This is a genomic window from Leclercia barmai (genome assembly GCF_049312895.1).
In the GTDB taxonomy this organism is placed as follows: Bacteria; Pseudomonadota; Gammaproteobacteria; order Enterobacterales; family Enterobacteriaceae; genus Enterobacter; species Enterobacter barmai.
Genome location: NZ_JBMNWZ010000001.1, coordinates 124733 through 142157 on the forward strand (window position 1 = coordinate 124733; position 17425 = coordinate 142157).

Genomic DNA, 17425 nt, shown 5'->3' on the forward strand with positions numbered 1-17425 from the left:
CTTTCGCCTCGCCTTATTTTTCTTTCGAATATATATAACACACTGTAAGTAATGTTGTTTTTTATTATTTTTTGTATTTTAAAAAGTGCTGACGTTATTTTGTCTGTTTCCGGACTTAATTGCCGCATTCATTGAACTATTTTCTTTCGAGACTGCATAATTCGCCTCGCAATATATTTGCACTGTATTTACGGACAAACTTGCTTACGTCCCTGAGGAGGGATGACCCAATGCAAACATGGAAAAAGAAATTTGTTGTATCTCAACTTGCATTAGCCTGCACGCTGGCTATCGCTTCTCAGGCCAATGCAAAGGATATTTCTGGTACCACTTACAACACCTTTGGTTACGATAATACCGCCACCTCGGCCTGGTATAACGGATATTCCGACTGGAATGACTCTTCCGCGGCACACGATGGCGATATCTATCCTGTCATCAACAAGTCCACGGTGAACGGCGTGATTTCAACGTACTACCTGGACGATGGCGCAGGCGGTCGCGCCAACGCGCTGTCTATTTCCAACAGCACCATTAACGGGATGATCACCTCGAAGTGCATGACCACTGAATGCGCCAGCGGCCTGAATTCAGACGGCACGACGCATCAGCAGTACGACCGTTTTGCGTTGACGGTGGACAATACCACCATCAACGATACTTATGAGCATTACGCTTACGACGTGGTGAACGGTAACAACACCACCACCTCTTACTGGGATACCTACGCGCTGGGGAATGCCATCACCCTCGACGTGGAGTCGGACATTGTTATTCAGAACAACTCCCGCGTGGCCGGTATCACCCTGACCCAGGGCTATCATCAGCTGGACAACACCCCGTATGACGCGGTCACCGGCATTGAGGACAACGGCCACGTCTTTACCAACACCCTGCAGGTGAAAGATTCTGTCGTCACTTCAGGCGCCTACAGCGATCTGGGCACCAGCGGTTTTTATGGTCAGTCGGCAAAACCGAGCGATTACGGCGAAAACAACGCCACGGCCTCGGATGATGCGGCGCTGATCGTCACCGCCAGCAGCGCGGATAACGCCATGCGCACCACGGCGAACTTCGATCGCTCCACCCTGACCGGCGATGTGCTGTTCACCAGCACCTTCGACAACAACTTCTATCCGAATGGCGATCCGGCCACCGATACCACCGCTGACGGCGTCTATAACCCGACCACCAACGGCTGGGACGGTACCGACAAACTGGATCTGACCCTGACCAACGGCAGCAAATGGGTCGGCGCGGCGGTCTCCAGCGTGGAGGCCATCGGGCCGGGTCAGATGTACGGTCAGGGCTACAGCAGCGTCGACTGGCGTGCGCTGTCGCCAAACAGCATCTGGCCAGCCTCAACGTTCAACAGCAACGGCCATCTGGTGGGTAATCAGGTTTACCAGAGCGGTCTGTTCAACGTCGCGCTGGATAACGGCTCAGAGTGGGATACCCGTAAGCAGTCCAACATCGATACCCTGACCGTGAACAACCGCTCGCAGGTTAACGTCGAGAGCTCCGGCCTGCTGGCTGACAGCATCACCCTGACCAACCGCTCGTCGATGAACATCGGCGATTCCGGTGACGTGGCGACCGACAGCCTGTATCTCGACAGCGCCAGCCGGCTCACCCTGACTCAGGAAACCGCCGGGCTGTACGCCAACACCATTACCGTTGATAACCAGGCTGAACTGGCGCTGGGTCTGGGCCAGGTAGATACCCACAAAATGGTGCTGACCGACGGCGGCGTGCTCAACGTTGCCAGCCGCGATTACGTGTTCAATTCCGATCTGAACAACGCCCGCTATGTCTCTGACGATATCCACCATGCTGAGTACGATTACGGGGTGATTGCCCTCAATTCTGACGGGCATCTGGCGGTGAACGGTGAAGTCTCCGGTAACTACAACGTGCGTCTGGATAACGCAACCGGGGCGGGTTCAGTTGCCGACTATAACAATAACGAGATCGTTCGCGTTTACGACAACAACGCGGATACCCGGTTTAGCTTTACCGCGGCCAATAAAGCGGATCTCGGTGCTTACACTTACCAGGCGCAGCAGCAGGGCGACACCGTGGTGCTGCATCAGGAGCGTCTGACCGATTACGCCAACATGGCCCTGAGCATTCCATCAGCCAACACCAATATCTGGCATCTGCAGCAGGATGCGCTCTCTACCCGTCTGACCAACAGCCGTCATGGCCTGAAGGACAACGGCGGCGCGTGGGTAAGCCTTGTCGGCGGTAACTTCGACGGCGATAACGGCACGATCCACTACGATCAGGACGTCAGCGGCATCATGGTGGGTCTCGATACCTGGATTGATGGCAACAACGCCGACTGGATCTTCGGTGCGGCAGCGGGCTTTGCCAAAGGCGATATGAGCGATCGTACCGGCCAGGTGGATCAGGACAGCCAGACCGCCATGGTCTACTCCGCGGCGCGCTTTGAGAACGCTATCTTCCTCGACAGCTCCCTGAGCTACTCGCGCTTCAATAACGATCTCTCTGCGACCATGAGCGATGGCAAGTACGTCGATGGCAACACCACGACCGATGCCTGGGGCTTTGGCCTGAAGCTGGGCTACGACTGGAAACCGAACAATGCCGGTTACCTGACCCCGTACGCGGCTATCTCCGGGCTGTTCCAGTCTGGCGACGACTACCGTCTGAGCAACGATATGCGCGTGGGCAGCCAGTCTTACGACAGCATGCGTTATGAGGCCGGTTTCGCCGCGGGTTACACCTTCGGTTATGGCGACGATCAGGCGCTGACGCCGTTCTTCAAACTGGCGTACGTCTATGATGATGCCGGTGAAGATGCGCGCGTGAACGGCGACAACATCGACAACGGCGTGAAAGGCTCTGCGGTTCGCGTGGGGCTGGGGACTCAGTTCAGCTTCACCAAACACTTCAGTGCTTACACTGATGCGACTTACCTGGGTGGGGGTGATGTCGATCAGAACTGGGGCGCAAACCTGGGTGTGAAATACACCTGGTAATACGTCTGATGCGGGGAGGCTTGCCTCCCCGTTTTTTAGCTCAGTTAAGGATGACCTGAGGCCTCATGAACCGTTATGCAAAACCCATTTCTGAGTTCTCCCGACTTGAACATTGCCTGGCGTCGCACAGCACGCCATTCAAACTTCCCGCAATGCATCCTCTCTTCGGGGAGGGCGATCGAGAAAATGACAACGCAGTGGTGCTGCAGTCGGGCACGCTCAGTATTCACCGCCAGCAGGACGACCTGCTGATAGAGATTGTCGCCGCGCCTTATATCTTCGGGCTCAATGCCGGCATGATGGGCTGCAGCACCGAATATCTGCTGGTGACGCAATCGCCCTGTACCGGTTTCTGGCTGCCTGCGGCGAGCGCCCGCCAGCTGATCCAGCAGGCCGGACTGTGGTCCGACGCCTTCTGCTGGCTCTCCTGGCACCACCGGATGATGGAGATTCGCGATAAACAGCTGGTAGGCAATAACTCCTACAGCCAGATCCGCTCCACGCTGCTGGACATGGCCCAGTGGGACGAGGGGCTGCGGATGCGGGTGGGGGTGATGAACTACATTCAGCGCCGCACGCGCATTTCGCGTTCGGTGGTGGCAGAAGTGCTGGCGGCGCTGCGGCAGGGGAACTACATCATGATGGAAAGGGGCAAACTGATCGGTATCAACCATTTGCCCGCTGAATATTAAGCCTCAGGATGCCGGAATAACCTGCGGTTTGTTCTCGCTCAACTCCACCACCAGCTGGTTAACGCCGTCGCTCATGTTGACGAAACGCGTGAGCGGCGAGCGCGTCACCACCACGAATACCCCCACGTTAGACTGCGGGATCATCGCCATATAGGTGATGAATCCGCCGCCACCGCCGGTTTTCTGGATAATCCCCGGACGACCGTTTTTCGGCGACATATAGACCCAGCCAAGGCCCAGCGCGTCCGCGCGGCCCGGCACATCCATCCCGATCACCCGCGTTAACTGGCTGCGCTGATAGATCAGGGTCTGCATTCTGTCGGCCTGGTTGCTGCGCGAATAGAAATCCGAGGAGAGGAACTGCTGCATCCAGCGCATCATGTCCCCCGGCGTGGAGTAAACCCCGCCGCTGCCCACTGCGGCCAGAGTGTTGTTACACGGGCTGGCCCCTTTTTCCGCCACCATCAGGCGTTTGCACTGATCGGGGGAGGGGGTAAAGGTGGTGTCTTTCATCCCCAGCGGACGGGTGATCTGCTCTTCGAACAGCTGCGCATAGGGCTTGCCGGCGGCGTTGCCCAGCGCGTCGGCCAGCAGGTCAAACGCCAGGTTGGAGTAGGCGGCCTGCGTGCCCGGCGTCGATTTCAGGGTCGCCGTCGACAGCCAGTTCCAGCGCTGATCCCGGGTGGGCCAGACGAAGACCGGACGATGCGCCGCCCCGCCCGGCTGTTCGCGCGGCAGGGCGCTGGTGTGGGTGGCGAGGTTGACGAGCGTAATCGGCGCGCCCTGATAGGTCGGCACGCGAGCCCCCGGCGGGGCATATTTACTTAACGGATCGTTGAGCCTGACCACGCCCTGATCGAGCAGTTTTACCAGCATCTCGCTGGTCATTAACTTGGTCAGGGAGGCGATGCGCACCACCGAATCCAGCTGCGGGTGAACGTTGTTGCCCGGGCGCGTTTCGCCAAAGCTGCGGAACACGCGCTGGTTGCCGTCAATCGCTACCAGAGCCATCCCCGTTGCGCCACTGCCGTAAAAAATATGATTTGCGTAGCGATCAACCACATCAGAGGCAAAAGCCGGATCGGCGATCGGCTCGACAGCCTGCACGCTGGTGAGGCTGGCCGCATACAGCGCGGCGGAGAGGAACAGACAACGTTTCAACGAAAGTATCCATGAAGTGAATGAAAAAAGTATGCGTATTTATACTACTAATCGGCGTATTGCAAAGGCCTGAACAGCATAACGATAGCGTGAAAAACGTAACCATGGGTAAATACGAACAATTTCGTGATTACCGATCTCATGTTTTGTGACATTGCGCTTATGATACCTGCCAGATTCATTCACTTTTCCGCCCGGGTGGCGGGTGACGGCGAACTAAAACCAGGCCGACAGGTCTGATAATCCGTCGTGCACAGCAGTAAAGATAACAACCAGAAGGAAGCGTTATGTTTAAGTCGTTTTTCCCAAAACCGGGACCCTTTTTTCTCTCGGCCTTTATTTGGGCTCTGATCGCGGTCATTTTCTGGCAGGCGGGTGGTGGGGCCTGGATTGAGCGTCTGGTCGGCGCAACCGGCGATGTACCCATCAGCGCGGCGCGTTTCTGGTCGCGCAGCTACCTGCTCTTTTATGCCTACTATGCGATCTGCGTCGGGGCGTTTGCCCTGTTCTGGTTTGTCTACTCACCGCACCGCTGGCAGTACTGGTCGATTCTCGGCACCGCGCTGATTATCTTCGTCACCTGGTTTCTGGTGGAAGTGGGGGTGGCGGTCAACGCCTGGTACGCGCCGTTCTATGACCTGATCCAGACCGCGCTCAGCTCGCCGCATAAGGTCACCATCAACCAGTTTTATCACGAGGTAGGCATTTTCCTTGGCATCGCGCTGATCGCTGTAATTATCGGCGTGATGAATAACTTCTTCGTCAGCCACTACGTGTTCCGCTGGCGTACCGCGATGAACGAACACTATATGGCCCACTGGCAGCAGCTGCGCCATATCGAAGGTGCCGCCCAGCGTGTGCAGGAAGACACCATGCGCTTTGCCTCCACCCTGGAGGATATGGGCGTGAGTTTTATCAACGCTATCATGACCCTGATCGCCTTCCTGCCGGTGCTGGTGACCCTGTCGGCACACGTGCCGGATCTGCCGATTGTCGGCCATCTGCCGTATGGCCTGGTGATCGCCGCGATTGTCTGGTCGCTGATGGGGACCGGACTGCTGGCGGTGGTCGGGATCAAGCTGCCGGGGCTGGAGTTTAAAAACCAGCGCGTCGAAGCGGCCTACCGTAAAGAGCTGGTCTATGGCGAAGACGATGCCAGCCGCGCCTCGCCGCCGACGGTGCGCGAGCTGTTCGGCGCGGTGCGCCGGAACTACTTCCGTCTCTATTTCCACTACATGTACTTCAACATTGCCCGCATCCTCTACCTGCAGGTGGATAACGTTTTCGGTTTGTTCCTGCTGTTCCCGTCGATTGTGGCCGGTACCATTACGCTCGGTCTGATGACGCAAATCACTAACGTGTTCGGTCAGGTACGCGGCTCGTTCCAGTATCTGATCAGCTCGTGGACCACGCTGGTGGAGCTGATGTCCATCTATAAACGTTTGCGCAGTTTTGAACGTGAGCTGGACGGTCAGGATCTACAGGAAGTTACCCATACGTTAGGTTAATACAGGGAGTGTCTATGTCTTTTACCGTACCGCGCGCGTTACCCCTTTCACTGCTTGCCGTCCTGGTGCTGGCCGGGTGTGCTGAGAAAGGGGCGGCGCCGCTGAAAAAGGGCGAAAAGCCCGTCGACGTGGCAAGCGTGGTGCGGCAAAAAATGCCTGCCACGGTAAAAGACCGGGACCAGTGGGCCTCGGCGCTGGCGAAAACCTTTGAGAGCCAGAAGATCGCCCCCACCGAGGAGAACATCTGCTCGGTGCTGGCGGTGGCGCAGCAGGAGTCCCTGTATCAGTCCGACCCGGCGGTGCCGGGGCTGAACAAAATCGCCTGGAAAGAGATCGACCGGCGCGCCGAAAAGCTGCACATCCCGACGTTCCTGGTGCATACCGCATTGAAAATCACCTCCCCGAACGGCAAAAGCTACAGCGAGCGGCTGGATGCGGTGAAAACCGAGAAGCAGCTGAGCGCCATCTTCGATGACATGATCGGTACGGTGCCAATGGGGCAGACCCTGTTTGGCTCGCTTAACCCGGTGCATACCGGCGGGCCAATGCAGGTGAGTATCGCCTTTGCTGAAAAGCATACCGACGGCTATCCGTGGAAAATCGAAAACACGGTTCGCCAGGAGGTCTTCTCCCTGCGCGGCGGACTCTGGTTTGGCACCTACCATCTGCTGAACTACCCCACCAGCTATACGGTGCCGCTCTACCGCTTTGCTGACTTTAACGCTGGCTGGTATGCCAGCCGCAATGCAGCGTTCCAGAATGCCGTCAGCCGCGCCAGCGGCGTGAAGCTGGCGCTGGATGGCGACCTGATTGTCTATGGCAGCAACGAGGCAGGCAAAACGGAGCTGGCGGTGCGCAAGCTGGCCAGCAAGCTGGATATGAGCGAGAGCGAAATTCGTCAGCAGCTGAGAAAGGGCGACAGCCTGGCGTTTGAGAAAACTGAACTGTATGAGCGGGTGTATAAACTGGCGGAGCAGAAGAGCGGAAAGACGTTACCGAGGGCGATGCTGCCGGGGATCCAGCTTGAGAGTCCGAAAATCACCCGCAATCTGACCACGGCCTGGTTTGCCCAGCGCGTTGACGATCGCCGGGCGAAATGTATGGCGCTGAATTAACGGTAGCGGCGCCAGCGCACCACGACGGCAACGGCGCCTAACACTACCAGACCGACAAGGAAGGGGATCAGTCCGAACACGGTGCCGACGCCCAGGCCAATTTCAACCCGCGGACGGCCGCTGTCTTCGACCTGCATCAGATGTTCGTAGACCCCTGGTGCATGCACCAGAATGTTCAGCAATTGCGAACCTGCCCAGAAGCAGAACAGCACGAACAGCGCGTAAGCAATATTACCCGCCGTGGAGGTTTTGGGTTGTCTGGTGCTGAAGATGGGCTTCGGCATAGTGAAGTCTGCCATAAATACCTCCGAGTGTTCTGCCTGGCTATGTGCCTGTTGTACACGCCAAGTTTGACAGCACATTGCCGTTGTCAATATCGGAATGATGGTAATTTGGCCTGGGGAATTCTCCTGGTTTACCAATTTCTGCCGCGCATCACAGATTTTTTACTTAAGTGAAATTCACTCTCATTTCAGATTTTCCGCATACGCCGCAGACCTGGCGACAAAACTGTGCGAGGATAGATTTTTTCTTCTGGAGCGACCATGAAACTGCCTGCCAAAATTCGCCGTGACTGGCACTTCTATGCTTTTGCTATTGGGCTGATCTTTATTCTGAATGGGGTGGTAGGACTGCTGGGCTTCGAAGCAAAGGGCTGGCAAACCTATGCGGTGGGGCTGGTGACCTGGGTGGTCAGCTTCTGGCTGGCGGGGTTTATCATTCGCCGCCGCCCGGAAGAGACGACGGCGAACGACGCGGATTAACCGCTCACTGAAATCTGCAGCGCGCTGTCAGCGGCATGCCGCTCCAGCGCCAGTTCAATCAGGCGGGTGATTAAATCCGGATAGCTCAGGCCGCTGGCCTGCCACAGTTTCGGGTACATGCTGATGTTGGTGAAGCCGGGCAGGGTGTTGATCTCGTTGATCACCACGCTGTTATCCGCCGTTAAGAAGACGTCGACGCGCGCCATGCCGCGGCAGCCCAGCGCCTGATAGGCTTCGATGGCAATCGCGCGGATCGCGTCGTTAACCTCAGCATCCAGCGCCGCAGGGACCACCACCTGTGCGCCCTTGTCATCGATGTATTTGGTGTCGTAAGAGTAGAACTCGCTGTTCAGCACCACTTCGCCGCAGGTGCTGGCCTGCGGAAAATCATTGCCCAGCACCGCACACTCAATCTCACGCCCTTTAATTCCCTGCTCAACCACCACTTTGTGATCGAAGGTGAACGCCAGACGCACCGCTTCGCTGAACTGCGCTTCGCTGTTCACCTTGCTGACGCCAACGGAAGAGCCCTGGTTAGCCGGCTTGACGAACAGCGGCAGGCCAAAGCGGGCGCTGAGATCGGCAAAGGTGTGTTGCTCGCGGTTGGCGCGGGTGAGGGTGACAAACGGCGCCACGTTCAGCCCGGCATCGCGCAGCAGGCGTTTGGTGACGTCTTTATCCATACAGGCGGCGGAACCGAGCACATCGGAGCCGACGAACGGCAGGTTGGCCATGCGCAGCATCCCCTGCAGGGAGCCATCTTCGCCCAGCGTGCCGTGGACAATCGGGAAGATAACGTCGAGCTGTGAAAGCGTCTGGCCGGTGCCGGCGTCGATCAGTTGGCCCTGTACTACGCCCGGTACGGTGGCAACGCTGATTTCAGACGGGTTCAGCGCAATGTGCGCCGGATCGTCAGCGTTGAGCAGATAGCCCTGCTCGTCGTTAATGTGCCACTGGCCCTGTTTATCAATACCCAACAGCACGACTTCAAAGCGGCTCTTATCAATCGCGTTAACGATATTTTTGGCCGATTGCAGCGACACTTCGTGCTCTGCTGATTTTCCCCCAAAGACAATACCTACCCGCAACTTCGCCATCACTTCGTTCATCCACTCTGACTCAAAACGCTTACCATATCACGATGCCCGGCGGGATTCGCCGCCTTCTGCCATAATGTTTTTGACACATCGCAAAGGGGGGTGAGTGAAAGGAAAAAGCCTGATTATCTGTCTGATACTGATTGTTGCGGCTGTGGCGGGCTATCGCTGGCTGCCGTCTTATTACAATCCTTTCGCGCCGCTCACCCTCGACGATCCCCCCGGCACCCTGACCCAGTTTAAGCTCCGTCGCCTGACGCCTGAGCATTGTGACGTGCTGCTGGCCCAGGCCAATGCGCGGCAGCTGATCCGCACCCAGGCGGTGGCCGACAGCACGGGAGAGTGTCCGTTGAGCGACGTGGTGCGGGTGCGCAGTTTTGGTCACGTCAGCCTCAGCAGCAGCTTTATCGCCAGCTGCCCGCTGGCGCTCAGTACGGCGCTGTTCGTTGATCAACAGGCCCGACCGCTGACCCAAAGCCTGATGGGAAGCAGCCTTTCGCGCATCGACCATTTCGGCAGTTTTGCCTGCCGGAACATTTATCACCGTCCCAACGCCCGGCGCAGCGAGCATGCCACCGCCGAGGCGCTGGACATCAGCGGATTTACCCTGGAAAACGGTCAGCGAATTTCGGTCCTGCGCGGCTGGAAGAACGCCCGAACCGAACCCTGGCTGCGGGCGCTGCTCAGCGCCAGCTGCGGCTACTTCGGCAATGCCCTCGGCCCGGATTACAACGCCGCCCACGCCAACCATTTTCACCTGGGAATGCGCGGTTTTGGCTACTGCCCGCAAAGCATAAATCACCAGCAAAAAGGCGAAAATATGTGACATATTTCACAAATATGATGACTGGGAAGATAAAACACCGAAGTCGCGTCAGGCGCATCTCTGACAACTAACGGCGCAACGTAACTTGCTAATCTGATAACGAATTTACGTAATATGAAGACAGTACCCGCCTATGGAATCGTGGAAGGTTAACCTCATCTCGGTCTGGTTTGGTTGTTTTTTCACCGGCCTTGCCATCAGTCAGATTTTGCCGTTTTTGCCGCTGTATGTGTCTCAGCTTGGCGTCTCGTCCCACGAGGCGCTGTCGATGTGGTCAGGGCTGGTCTTCAGCGTCACGTTTCTGGTGTCGGCCATCGTCTCGCCCATGTGGGGCAGCCTGGCGGACCGCAAAGGGCGCAAGCTGATGCTGCTGCGCGCCTCGCTGGGGATGGCGATTGCCATCCTGCTGCAGGCGTTTGCCACTAACGTCTGGCAGCTGTTCCTGCTGCGCGCCCTGATGGGGCTCACCTCCGGCTATATTCCGAATGCGATGGCGCTGGTGGCCTCCCAGGTGCCCCGGGAGCGTAGCGGCTGGGCCATCAGCACTCTGTCGACGGCGCAGATCAGCGGGGTGATTGGCGGTCCGCTGATGGGCGGATTCATGGCAGACCACGTGGGGCTGCGCGCGGTGTTCGTCATCACCGCCGTCCTGCTGGTGATCAGTTTTCTGGTGACGCTGTTTCTGATTAAAGAGGGGGCGCGCCCGACCGTGAGCAAGGCGGAGCGGCTGAGCGGCAAGGCGGTGTTTGCCTCGCTCCCTTATCCGGGGCTGATGATCAGCCTGTTCGTCACCACCATGGTGATCCAGCTCTGCAACGGCTCGGTGGGGCCGATCCTCGCCCTGTTTATTCAGTCGATGGCGCCCGAGAGTAACAATATTGCCTTCCTCAGCGGGATGATTGCCGCCGTGCCGGGTATCTCTGCGTTAATGTCCGCTCCACGACTGGGCAAGCTCGGGGATCGCATCGGCACGGGCCGTATTCTGATGGCGACGCTTATCGTGGCGGTGGTGCTCTTTTTCGCCATGTCCTTTGTCACCACCCCGTTGCAGCTTGGCGTGCTGCGCTTTTTACTCGGCTTTGCTGATGGCGCCATGCTGCCCGCCGTGCAGACCCTGCTGATCAAGTACTCCAGCGATCGGGTCACCGGGCGCATCTTCGGCTATAACCAGTCGTTTATGTATCTGGGGAACGTGGCCGGTCCGCTGATGGGGGCCGCGGTTTCGGCGATGGCCGGATTCCGCTGGGTATTTGCCGCCACCGCGGTGGTGGTGCTGGTGAATATTCTGCAACTGGCATGGGCGATGCGCCAGCGCCGCCTGCGGGAAGCCCGGACTCAGGCGGCAAAGCGTCTTTAGTGTTGTTGTATAATATAGTGTGATCTGACCGCCATTATCATAAATGTGAAATGGCGGTTCTTCATTTTAATTATTCTGCTAAGAAAGAATTAAATTTAATTTAAAGCACGTCTTATCACGCACCCAGAGATACTATTTTATGATGCATGTGGGGTTTGCTTAAAAATAGTACTTTTACCCACTTTGCAAGCATCAGACATAATGATAACGTCGAAAAAAACTGATAAGGAAATAGCGCTGTGAAAAATCTCATTGCAGAGTTGTTGGTGAAGCTGGCAGAAAAGGAAGAAGAGTCAAAAGAGCTGGTGGCTCAGGTTGAGGCACTGGAAATTGTGGTCACCGCACTGTTACGCCAGATGGCGCAAAGCGATCAGCAGGCGTTGATCAAAAGCGTGGAAGGCGCGCTGGATGAGGCCCGACCAGATGCGGAGGTACCGGCCCAGGATAGCGAGATGCTGCAGCAATACGTAAAAAAGCTGCTACGGCACCCGCGCAGCTGAACGGTTATCTGACTTAAGTTATTGTCATAGAAACGTCACGTCGGTTGCCTGTAGTCGCTCTGTTTTATTTTTCATGTATTTCTCCATGGAGAAAATAAGTGAAACAGAGCGCATTTTATATTGCATTACTCCCTCAGCTGTTTACCCTCACTATTTATGCTGAAAATGTTGCATCCACTACGGTGCTTGATAATCGTGCTGCCCAGGGGATATCACCTGGCCCGGCGGGGCTCGTCGTTTGACGGAAGTTCAGACCGCCGCAATCCGCGCGTCATTAAATGATAAGCCAGCCAAAAATATTATTCTGCTGATTGGCGACGGAATGGTCGATTCCGAAATAACCGCGGAACGAAATTATGCCGAAGGGGCAGGCGCGTGCAGGCTCAGGCCCGTGGCTATCAGTTGGTGAGCGATGCCGCATCAGGGCTGATATAAACTGACTGCCCGACGGGAAAATATCCCGCCGGGTGGTTTTTTTATCAACACGGACCAGACTTAAGGAGATCATTCACAGAAGGAAAGTGCTATGAAAATCACACTGCTGGTCACGCTGCTCCTTGGGCTGTTTTCTCTCACCCCGGCGGGGGCGCAGGATAAACAGCTCACCCCGCAGCAGCAACGCATGACTACCTGCAACCAACAGGCGACCGCCCAGGCGCTGAAAGGCGACTCCCGTAAGACCTACATGAGCGATTGCCTGAAAAACGCCTCTTCTAAACCCAACGAAAAAAGCCTGACGCCGCAACAGCAAAGAATGCGTGAATGTAACTCCCAGGCGACGCAACAATCGCTCAAAGGCGATGACCGTAATAAGTTCATGAGCGCCTGCCTGAAGAAAACCGGCTAGTTCAAAAGGGTGAGCGCTTCGTCTGGCTCACCCGAAATATCATACTTAGCGCCAGATAAGCCTTTCTATAATTTGGGAAAATACTATTGAGTATTCCCAATGCCCATGAATGATGAGAACTTTTACACTAAAGCCTATGCCCGTGAGGGTATAAACCAGGCGCGATCCGCGGATGAACATCACCGCGAAGGCATCCGTCTGGCCCGCCGGTTACGTTTACCCCGTGCTGTGGGTCTGGCTATTCTTTTCTTCCCGATTGGCAGCATGCTGGCCGCGCTGCCGGCGAACGGCCTCTGGTGGCTACTGCTGGTGGGATGGGCGTTCGTCTGGCCGCACCTGGCCTGGCAATTAGCGATGCGCTCGGCGGATCCTCATCATAATGAGATGTTCAACCTCAAAATTGACGCCATTATGGCCGGGGTGTGGATTGGGCTGATGGGCTTCAACGCCATGCCCAGCGCGGCGCTGATCATGATGATGAGCATGAACCTGATGGGCGTGGGGGGCATCCGGCTTTACGCCACAGGCGCGTTAATGACCGCGCTGTCGGCGCTGGTAACCCTGCAAATGATGCACGTGCCGCTGGCCTTCGTCAGCGCCCCGCTGGAAATCTGGCTCGCGCTGCCGGTCATTGTGGGTTATCCGATGCTGTTTGCCTGGGTCAGTTTCCATACTACCAACAGTCTGGTGGAGCATAAGCGGCGGCTGGAGCTGATGAGCACGCTGGACGGGATGACAGGGGTATTTAACCGTCGCCACTGGGAAGTGCTGCTGCGCACGGAGTTTGAAAACTGCCGTCGCTACCACCGGAGTGCGACGATGCTGCTGATCGACATCGATCACTTTAAGGGCATTAACGACACCTGGGGCCACGACGTCGGCGATCAGGCCATTATCGCCGTGACCCGCCAGCTTCAGCTGACGTTACGCGCCAGCGATATGATCGGCCGTTTTGGCGGGGATGAGTTCGCGGTGATCATGAGCGGGACGCCTGCGGAAAGCGCCATTGCGGCGATGTCGCGGGTCCATGAACGGCTGGCGGAACTGCGCCTGCCGGGTGCGCCGCAGGTAAAGCTGTGCATCAGCGTCGGGGTTGCGCCGCTAACGACGTCGATGGTGCATTACCAGGAGTGGCTGAAAGCGGCGGATATCGCACTCTATAAAGCGAAAAATGCCGGACGGAACCGCACCGAGGTGGCCGCATAACGTCCGGCTGTCGATCAGGATTTGCTCAGCAGCTCTGATTTTTCCATGCACTTATTCATGGCTTCAATGACGGCTGCGCGGAATCCGCGCTCTTCCAGCACCCGCACCGCTTCGATGGTGGTGCCGCCCGGTGAGCAGACCATATCCTTCAGTTCGCCAGGATGTTTGCCGGTCTCCAGCACCATTTTGGCTGAACCCATCACCGCCTGCGCAGCAAACTTATAAGCCTGCGCGCGCGGCATCCCGCCCAGCACCGCCGCATCCGCCATCGCTTCGATAAACATGAACACGTAGGCGGGCGCCGAACCGCTGACGCCCACCACCGGGTGGATCATCGCCTCGGCAATTACTTCGGCTTCCCCGAAGCAGCGGAAAATATTGACCACATCGGCAACTTCTTCCGTCGTCACCAGCGCGTTAGGGGTGATGGAGGTCATGCCCGCTTTCACCAGCGACGGCGTGTTTGGCATCGCGCGGACGATTTTACGGTCGTGGCCCAGGGCGCGCGCCAGCTGGTCGAGGGTGACGCCTGCCGCGATTGAGACCACCAGGGTCTCTTTATTGAGGCTGGAGGTGATATCGCTCAGGACTTTGACCATCATGTTCGGCTTCACCGCCCCGAAGACGATATCGGCCACCTGCGCCACTTCCTGGGCGCTCTGCGCAGCGTTGATCCCGTACTGGTCGTGCAGGGCGGCGACCTTGTCCGGTGATGGGGTGTAGACCCAAATCTGACCCGGCAGCACCTGACCGCTGGCAATCAGTCCGCCGAGAATGGCTTTGCCCATATTACCGCAGCCGATAAAACCGATTTTCTTCTCCATCACGTCTCCCTCTTAAACTTTGTTATGATTGTCGAACTTTAGCCTATCAGGTTTTGTTACGCAGCATTATATGCCGGAGAGAGAAGATGGCGATTTGGGTGGATGCCGATGCGTGTCCGAATGTGATTAAAGAGATCCTGTTTCGCGCCGCCGAGCGCGTTCAGATGCCGCTGACGCTGGTGGCGAATCAGAACCTGCGCGTGCCGCCGTCCCGCTTTATCCGCTCCCTGCGCGTTCCGGCCGGTTTTGACGTGGCCGATAACGAAATCGTGCGCCTGTGCAGCGCGGAGGATCTGGTGATCACCGCCGACATTCCGCTGGCGGCGGAAGTGCTGGAGAAAGGGGCGGCAGCCCTCAACCCGCGCGGCGAACGTTACTCCCCGTCCACCATCCGCGAAAAGCTGACGATGCGTGATTTTATGGACACCATGCGCGCCAGCGGCGTGCAGACCGGTGGGCCGGATAGCCTCTCCCAGCGCGACAGGCAGCTGTTTGCCGCCGAGCTGGATAAATGGCTGCTGGAAGTGAAGCGCCGCCAGGGTTAATCATCACTGCGACATATGTTTTGGTCATTATTACTCCAGTCCGGGGTTGTCAACGGCGGGTGGGTTCAGGTAAGGTGGGCGCACCGGCTAGTGCCATCATTTCTTTACAGGTTCTTTCCTTGATATTTCTGGAGTTGACTGAAATGTCAGTAAAAAGCCACGCCTGATGTAATAATTTTTTTACGGTTAACGTGTGTACTAGCTTAATGGTATCATTGCACTCTTTTCGACTTCACGTCCCGCACGTCTGCGGCATCAAGGGGAACACCTGGTCATGACCCAGCCTATTTTTTTAATTGGCCCCCGCGGCTGTGGCAAAACCACCGTCGGTCTTGAACTGGCTCGTCTGTGCCAGAGTGAATTTGTCGATACCGACCACTGGCTGCAGACCCATGCCGGTCAGAGCATCGCCGACATTGTTGAGCAGGAAGGGTGGGAGAGTTTTCGCGCCCGTGAAACGGCCACTCTCGAAGCGGTAACGGCGGGCTCCGGCATTATCGCCACCGGCGGCGGCATTATTTTGTCTGCCTACAACCGGCAGTTTATGCGCGAAAAGGGCATTGTGATTTACCTTTGTGCCCCCGTCTCGGTGCTGGTGGAGCGCCTTGAAGCCTCCCCGGAAGAGGGACAGCGTCCAACCCTGACCGGCAAACCCATCAGCGAAGAGGTGAGCGCGGTGCTGGCAGAGCGTGACGCGCTCTATCGCGAAGCCGCGCATCATGTGGTGGACGCATCGCTTGCGCCTGAAGACGTGGTGCAAAATATCGTCGCTGCGCTGCATCTGGCATGCGCCAGCTAACTGATGTCTATACTGATAGTTCAGCCAACCAAAAAAAGGATGAACTATGCCAACCAGACCTCCCTATCCGCGTGAAGCCCGTATCGTTGCCGTTGAAAAAGGTGCGACGGGCCAGACCGTAACCTGGTATCAGCTGCGCGCCGACCACCCGAAACCGGATTCGCTCATCAGCGAGCATGAAACGGAGCAGGAAGCGCAGGATGCCAAAGTCCGTTACGAAGACCCCGATAAGTCCTGATAAAAATCTGAAAGCATAAAGAACCGTACGGTAATCACATTTTTAACAAAGCGTAAACATCAATCGGAGGGTAATGTTCAGGGTTTACAGACACATTGTGTCAGGCTCGCGGATCTTTACATTCCAGCACCCTAAAGTGCTGCTACGCTTTTCAGCACTTTTTCTGAACAGCGAAGTGAGCCTGTATCTGTGTCACGGTAGTGATGGTTAAGAAAGGCGAGAACAATGAAGGCGACGTTGGCGATCCTCACGATTGGGGTAGTCCCGGTAAGCGAAATATTACCGCTCTTAACAGAGCATATTTCTGAACAACAGATTACGCATTACAGTCTGCTCGGTACGCTGAGCCGGGAAGAGGTCATGGAAGACTACGCCCCTGAACGGGGTGAGGCGCGGCTGCCAGTTCTGCTCAGCGACGGTAAGCTGGGTCACGTCTCGCTGCCAAAGATCGAGCGAGGCCTGCAAAGCGTGATTGAAGTGCTCGATAACCAGGATTATGAGGTGATCCTGTTGATGAGCACGGCCCCCATCACCGGGCTTGTCGCCCGCAACGCGATCCTGCTTGAGCCGATGCGGATCATCCCCCCGCTGGTCGGATCCATTGTCGACAGCCATCAGGTGGGGGTGATCGTCCCGATGGATGAGCTGCTGGAGAACCAGTCGAAAAAGTGGCAGGGTCTGTCCAACGCGCCGCTCCTCGCCGTAGCCAACCCTTTCTGGGACAGCGAAACCAGACTTATCGACGCCGGACGCGATCTGCTCGATCGCGGCGCGGACGTTCTGATGCTCGACTGTCTTGGTTTCCATCAGCATCACCGCGATTTACTGCAAAAAAATCTGGATGTGCCGGTGCTGCTGTCAAACGTGCTGGTGGCCCGGCTGGCCTCGGAATTGCTGGTCTGATGATTTTGCGTGACAGGCATGGAGTGTCACCCCTATAT

Annotated in this window: 18 protein-coding genes and 1 pseudogene; 15 read left to right on the plus strand and 4 right to left on the minus strand. The window is 56.9% G+C overall.

All coding sequences use genetic code 11. The features are described 5' to 3' along the window. Positions 1-230 precede the first annotated feature (230 nt). Positions 231-3005, plus strand: a complete 2775-nt coding sequence (locus tag ACOYA6_RS00540; RefSeq protein ID WP_422653840.1) for an autotransporter outer membrane beta-barrel domain-containing protein — start codon at positions 231-233, stop codon at positions 3003-3005. A 65-nt stretch (positions 3006-3070) separates the two neighbouring features. Then, a complete protein-coding gene (locus ACOYA6_RS00545) occupies positions 3071-3697 on the plus strand; it encodes a helix-turn-helix domain-containing protein (RefSeq protein ID WP_039031460.1) in 627 nt (208 codons plus the stop codon). Positions 3698-3700: 3 nt separating this feature from the next. On the opposite strand, the gene ampH is transcribed toward ACOYA6_RS00545, so the two are convergent. Beyond that, positions 3701-4858, minus strand: coding sequence for a D-alanyl-D-alanine-carboxypeptidase/endopeptidase AmpH (gene ampH, locus ACOYA6_RS00550; RefSeq protein WP_039031461.1), 1158 nt, complete (start codon positions 4856-4858; stop codon positions 3701-3703). 287 nt (positions 4859-5145) lie between these two features. Here ampH and sbmA point away from each other — a divergent pair, with 287 nt between their 5' ends. Together sbmA and ACOYA6_RS00560 are read left to right on the plus strand one after the other, a co-directional pair. Continuing rightward, positions 5146-6366 carry a peptide antibiotic transporter SbmA gene (gene sbmA, locus ACOYA6_RS00555; RefSeq protein WP_138370645.1) on the plus strand — a complete coding sequence of 407 codons (1221 nt, stop codon included), beginning with the start codon at positions 5146-5148 and terminating at the stop codon, positions 6364-6366. Between the two features lie 14 nt (positions 6367-6380). Next, positions 6381-7481, plus strand: a complete 1101-nt coding sequence (locus tag ACOYA6_RS00560; protein WP_138370644.1) for a DUF1615 domain-containing protein — start codon at positions 6381-6383, stop codon at positions 7479-7481. On the opposite strand, the gene ACOYA6_RS00565 is transcribed toward ACOYA6_RS00560, so the two are convergent. Continuing rightward, entirely contained in the window at positions 7478-7780 is a 303-nt protein-coding gene (locus ACOYA6_RS00565; RefSeq protein WP_039031464.1) for a DUF2755 family protein, read from the minus strand. The genes ACOYA6_RS00560 and ACOYA6_RS00565 overlap by 4 nt on opposite strands. 246 nt (positions 7781-8026) lie before the next feature. On the opposite strand from ACOYA6_RS00565, the gene ACOYA6_RS00570 reads away from it, so the two are divergent. Beyond that, positions 8027-8245: a DUF2754 domain-containing protein gene (locus ACOYA6_RS00570; RefSeq protein ID WP_039031465.1), complete on the plus strand. Its 219-nt coding sequence runs from the start codon at positions 8027-8029 to the stop codon at positions 8243-8245. Here the strand turns inward: ACOYA6_RS00570 and ddlA are convergent. Continuing rightward, positions 8242-9342, minus strand: coding sequence for a D-alanine--D-alanine ligase (gene ddlA / locus ACOYA6_RS00575; protein WP_138370643.1), 1101 nt, complete (start codon positions 9340-9342; stop codon positions 8242-8244). The two genes, ACOYA6_RS00570 and ddlA, sit on opposite strands and share 4 nt — an antisense overlap. A gap of 106 nt (positions 9343-9448) precedes the next feature. On the opposite strand from ddlA, the gene ACOYA6_RS00580 reads away from it, so the two are divergent. The 6 genes and pseudogenes from ACOYA6_RS00580 to adrA all read left to right on the plus strand — a co-directional run bounded on the left by ACOYA6_RS00580 (position 9449) and on the right by adrA (position 14078). Next, positions 9449-10168 carry an extensin-like domain-containing protein gene (locus tag ACOYA6_RS00580; RefSeq protein ID WP_052246231.1) on the plus strand — a complete coding sequence of 240 codons (720 nt, stop codon included), beginning with the start codon at positions 9449-9451 and terminating at the stop codon, positions 10166-10168. Between the two features lie 133 nt (positions 10169-10301). Beyond that, on the plus strand, positions 10302-11525 hold the full coding sequence (locus ACOYA6_RS00585) for a multidrug efflux MFS transporter (RefSeq protein ID WP_422653841.1): 1224 nt from the start codon (positions 10302-10304) through the stop codon (positions 11523-11525). Between the two features lie 239 nt (positions 11526-11764). Next, positions 11765-12025, plus strand: coding sequence for an anti-adapter protein IraP (gene iraP, locus ACOYA6_RS00590; RefSeq protein WP_039031467.1), 261 nt, complete (start codon positions 11765-11767; stop codon positions 12023-12025). Between the two features lie 98 nt (positions 12026-12123). Then, positions 12124-12398: pseudogene (locus tag ACOYA6_RS00595) on the plus strand (alkaline phosphatase); the annotation flags it as partial. Positions 12399-12551: 153 nt separating this feature from the next. Continuing rightward, the gene (gene psiF, locus ACOYA6_RS00600) at positions 12552-12872 is read left to right on the plus strand and encodes a phosphate starvation-inducible protein PsiF (RefSeq protein WP_039031469.1); all 321 of its coding nucleotides are present in this window, start codon (positions 12552-12554) and stop codon (positions 12870-12872) included. Positions 12873-12977: 105 nt separating this feature from the next. Continuing rightward, on the plus strand, positions 12978-14078 hold the full coding sequence (adrA, locus tag ACOYA6_RS00605; protein WP_138370678.1) for a diguanylate cyclase AdrA: 1101 nt from the start codon (positions 12978-12980) through the stop codon (positions 14076-14078). Positions 14079-14092: 14 nt separating this feature from the next. On the opposite strand, the gene proC is transcribed toward adrA, so the two are convergent. Then, the gene (gene proC, locus ACOYA6_RS00610; protein WP_039031470.1) at positions 14093-14902 is read right to left on the minus strand and encodes a pyrroline-5-carboxylate reductase; all 810 of its coding nucleotides are present in this window, start codon (positions 14900-14902) and stop codon (positions 14093-14095) included. Between the two features lie 86 nt (positions 14903-14988). Here proC and ACOYA6_RS00615 point away from each other — a divergent pair, with 86 nt between their 5' ends. From ACOYA6_RS00615 to ACOYA6_RS00630, 4 genes are all read left to right on the plus strand, one after another. Further along, the gene (locus ACOYA6_RS00615; RefSeq protein WP_138370642.1) at positions 14989-15447 is read left to right on the plus strand and encodes a YaiI/YqxD family protein; all 459 of its coding nucleotides are present in this window, start codon (positions 14989-14991) and stop codon (positions 15445-15447) included. A gap of 274 nt (positions 15448-15721) precedes the next feature. Beyond that, entirely contained in the window at positions 15722-16246 is a 525-nt protein-coding gene (gene aroL, locus ACOYA6_RS00620) for a shikimate kinase AroL (RefSeq protein WP_422653842.1), read from the plus strand. Between the two features lie 46 nt (positions 16247-16292). Further along, positions 16293-16484: a protein YaiA gene (yaiA, locus tag ACOYA6_RS00625; protein WP_039031473.1), complete on the plus strand. Its 192-nt coding sequence runs from the start codon at positions 16293-16295 to the stop codon at positions 16482-16484. Between the two features lie 225 nt (positions 16485-16709). Next, complete coding sequence (locus tag ACOYA6_RS00630; RefSeq protein ID WP_039031474.1) at positions 16710-17387, plus strand: AroM family protein; 678 nt, start codon at positions 16710-16712, stop codon at positions 17385-17387. The last annotated feature ends 38 nt before the right edge of the window (positions 17388-17425 follow it).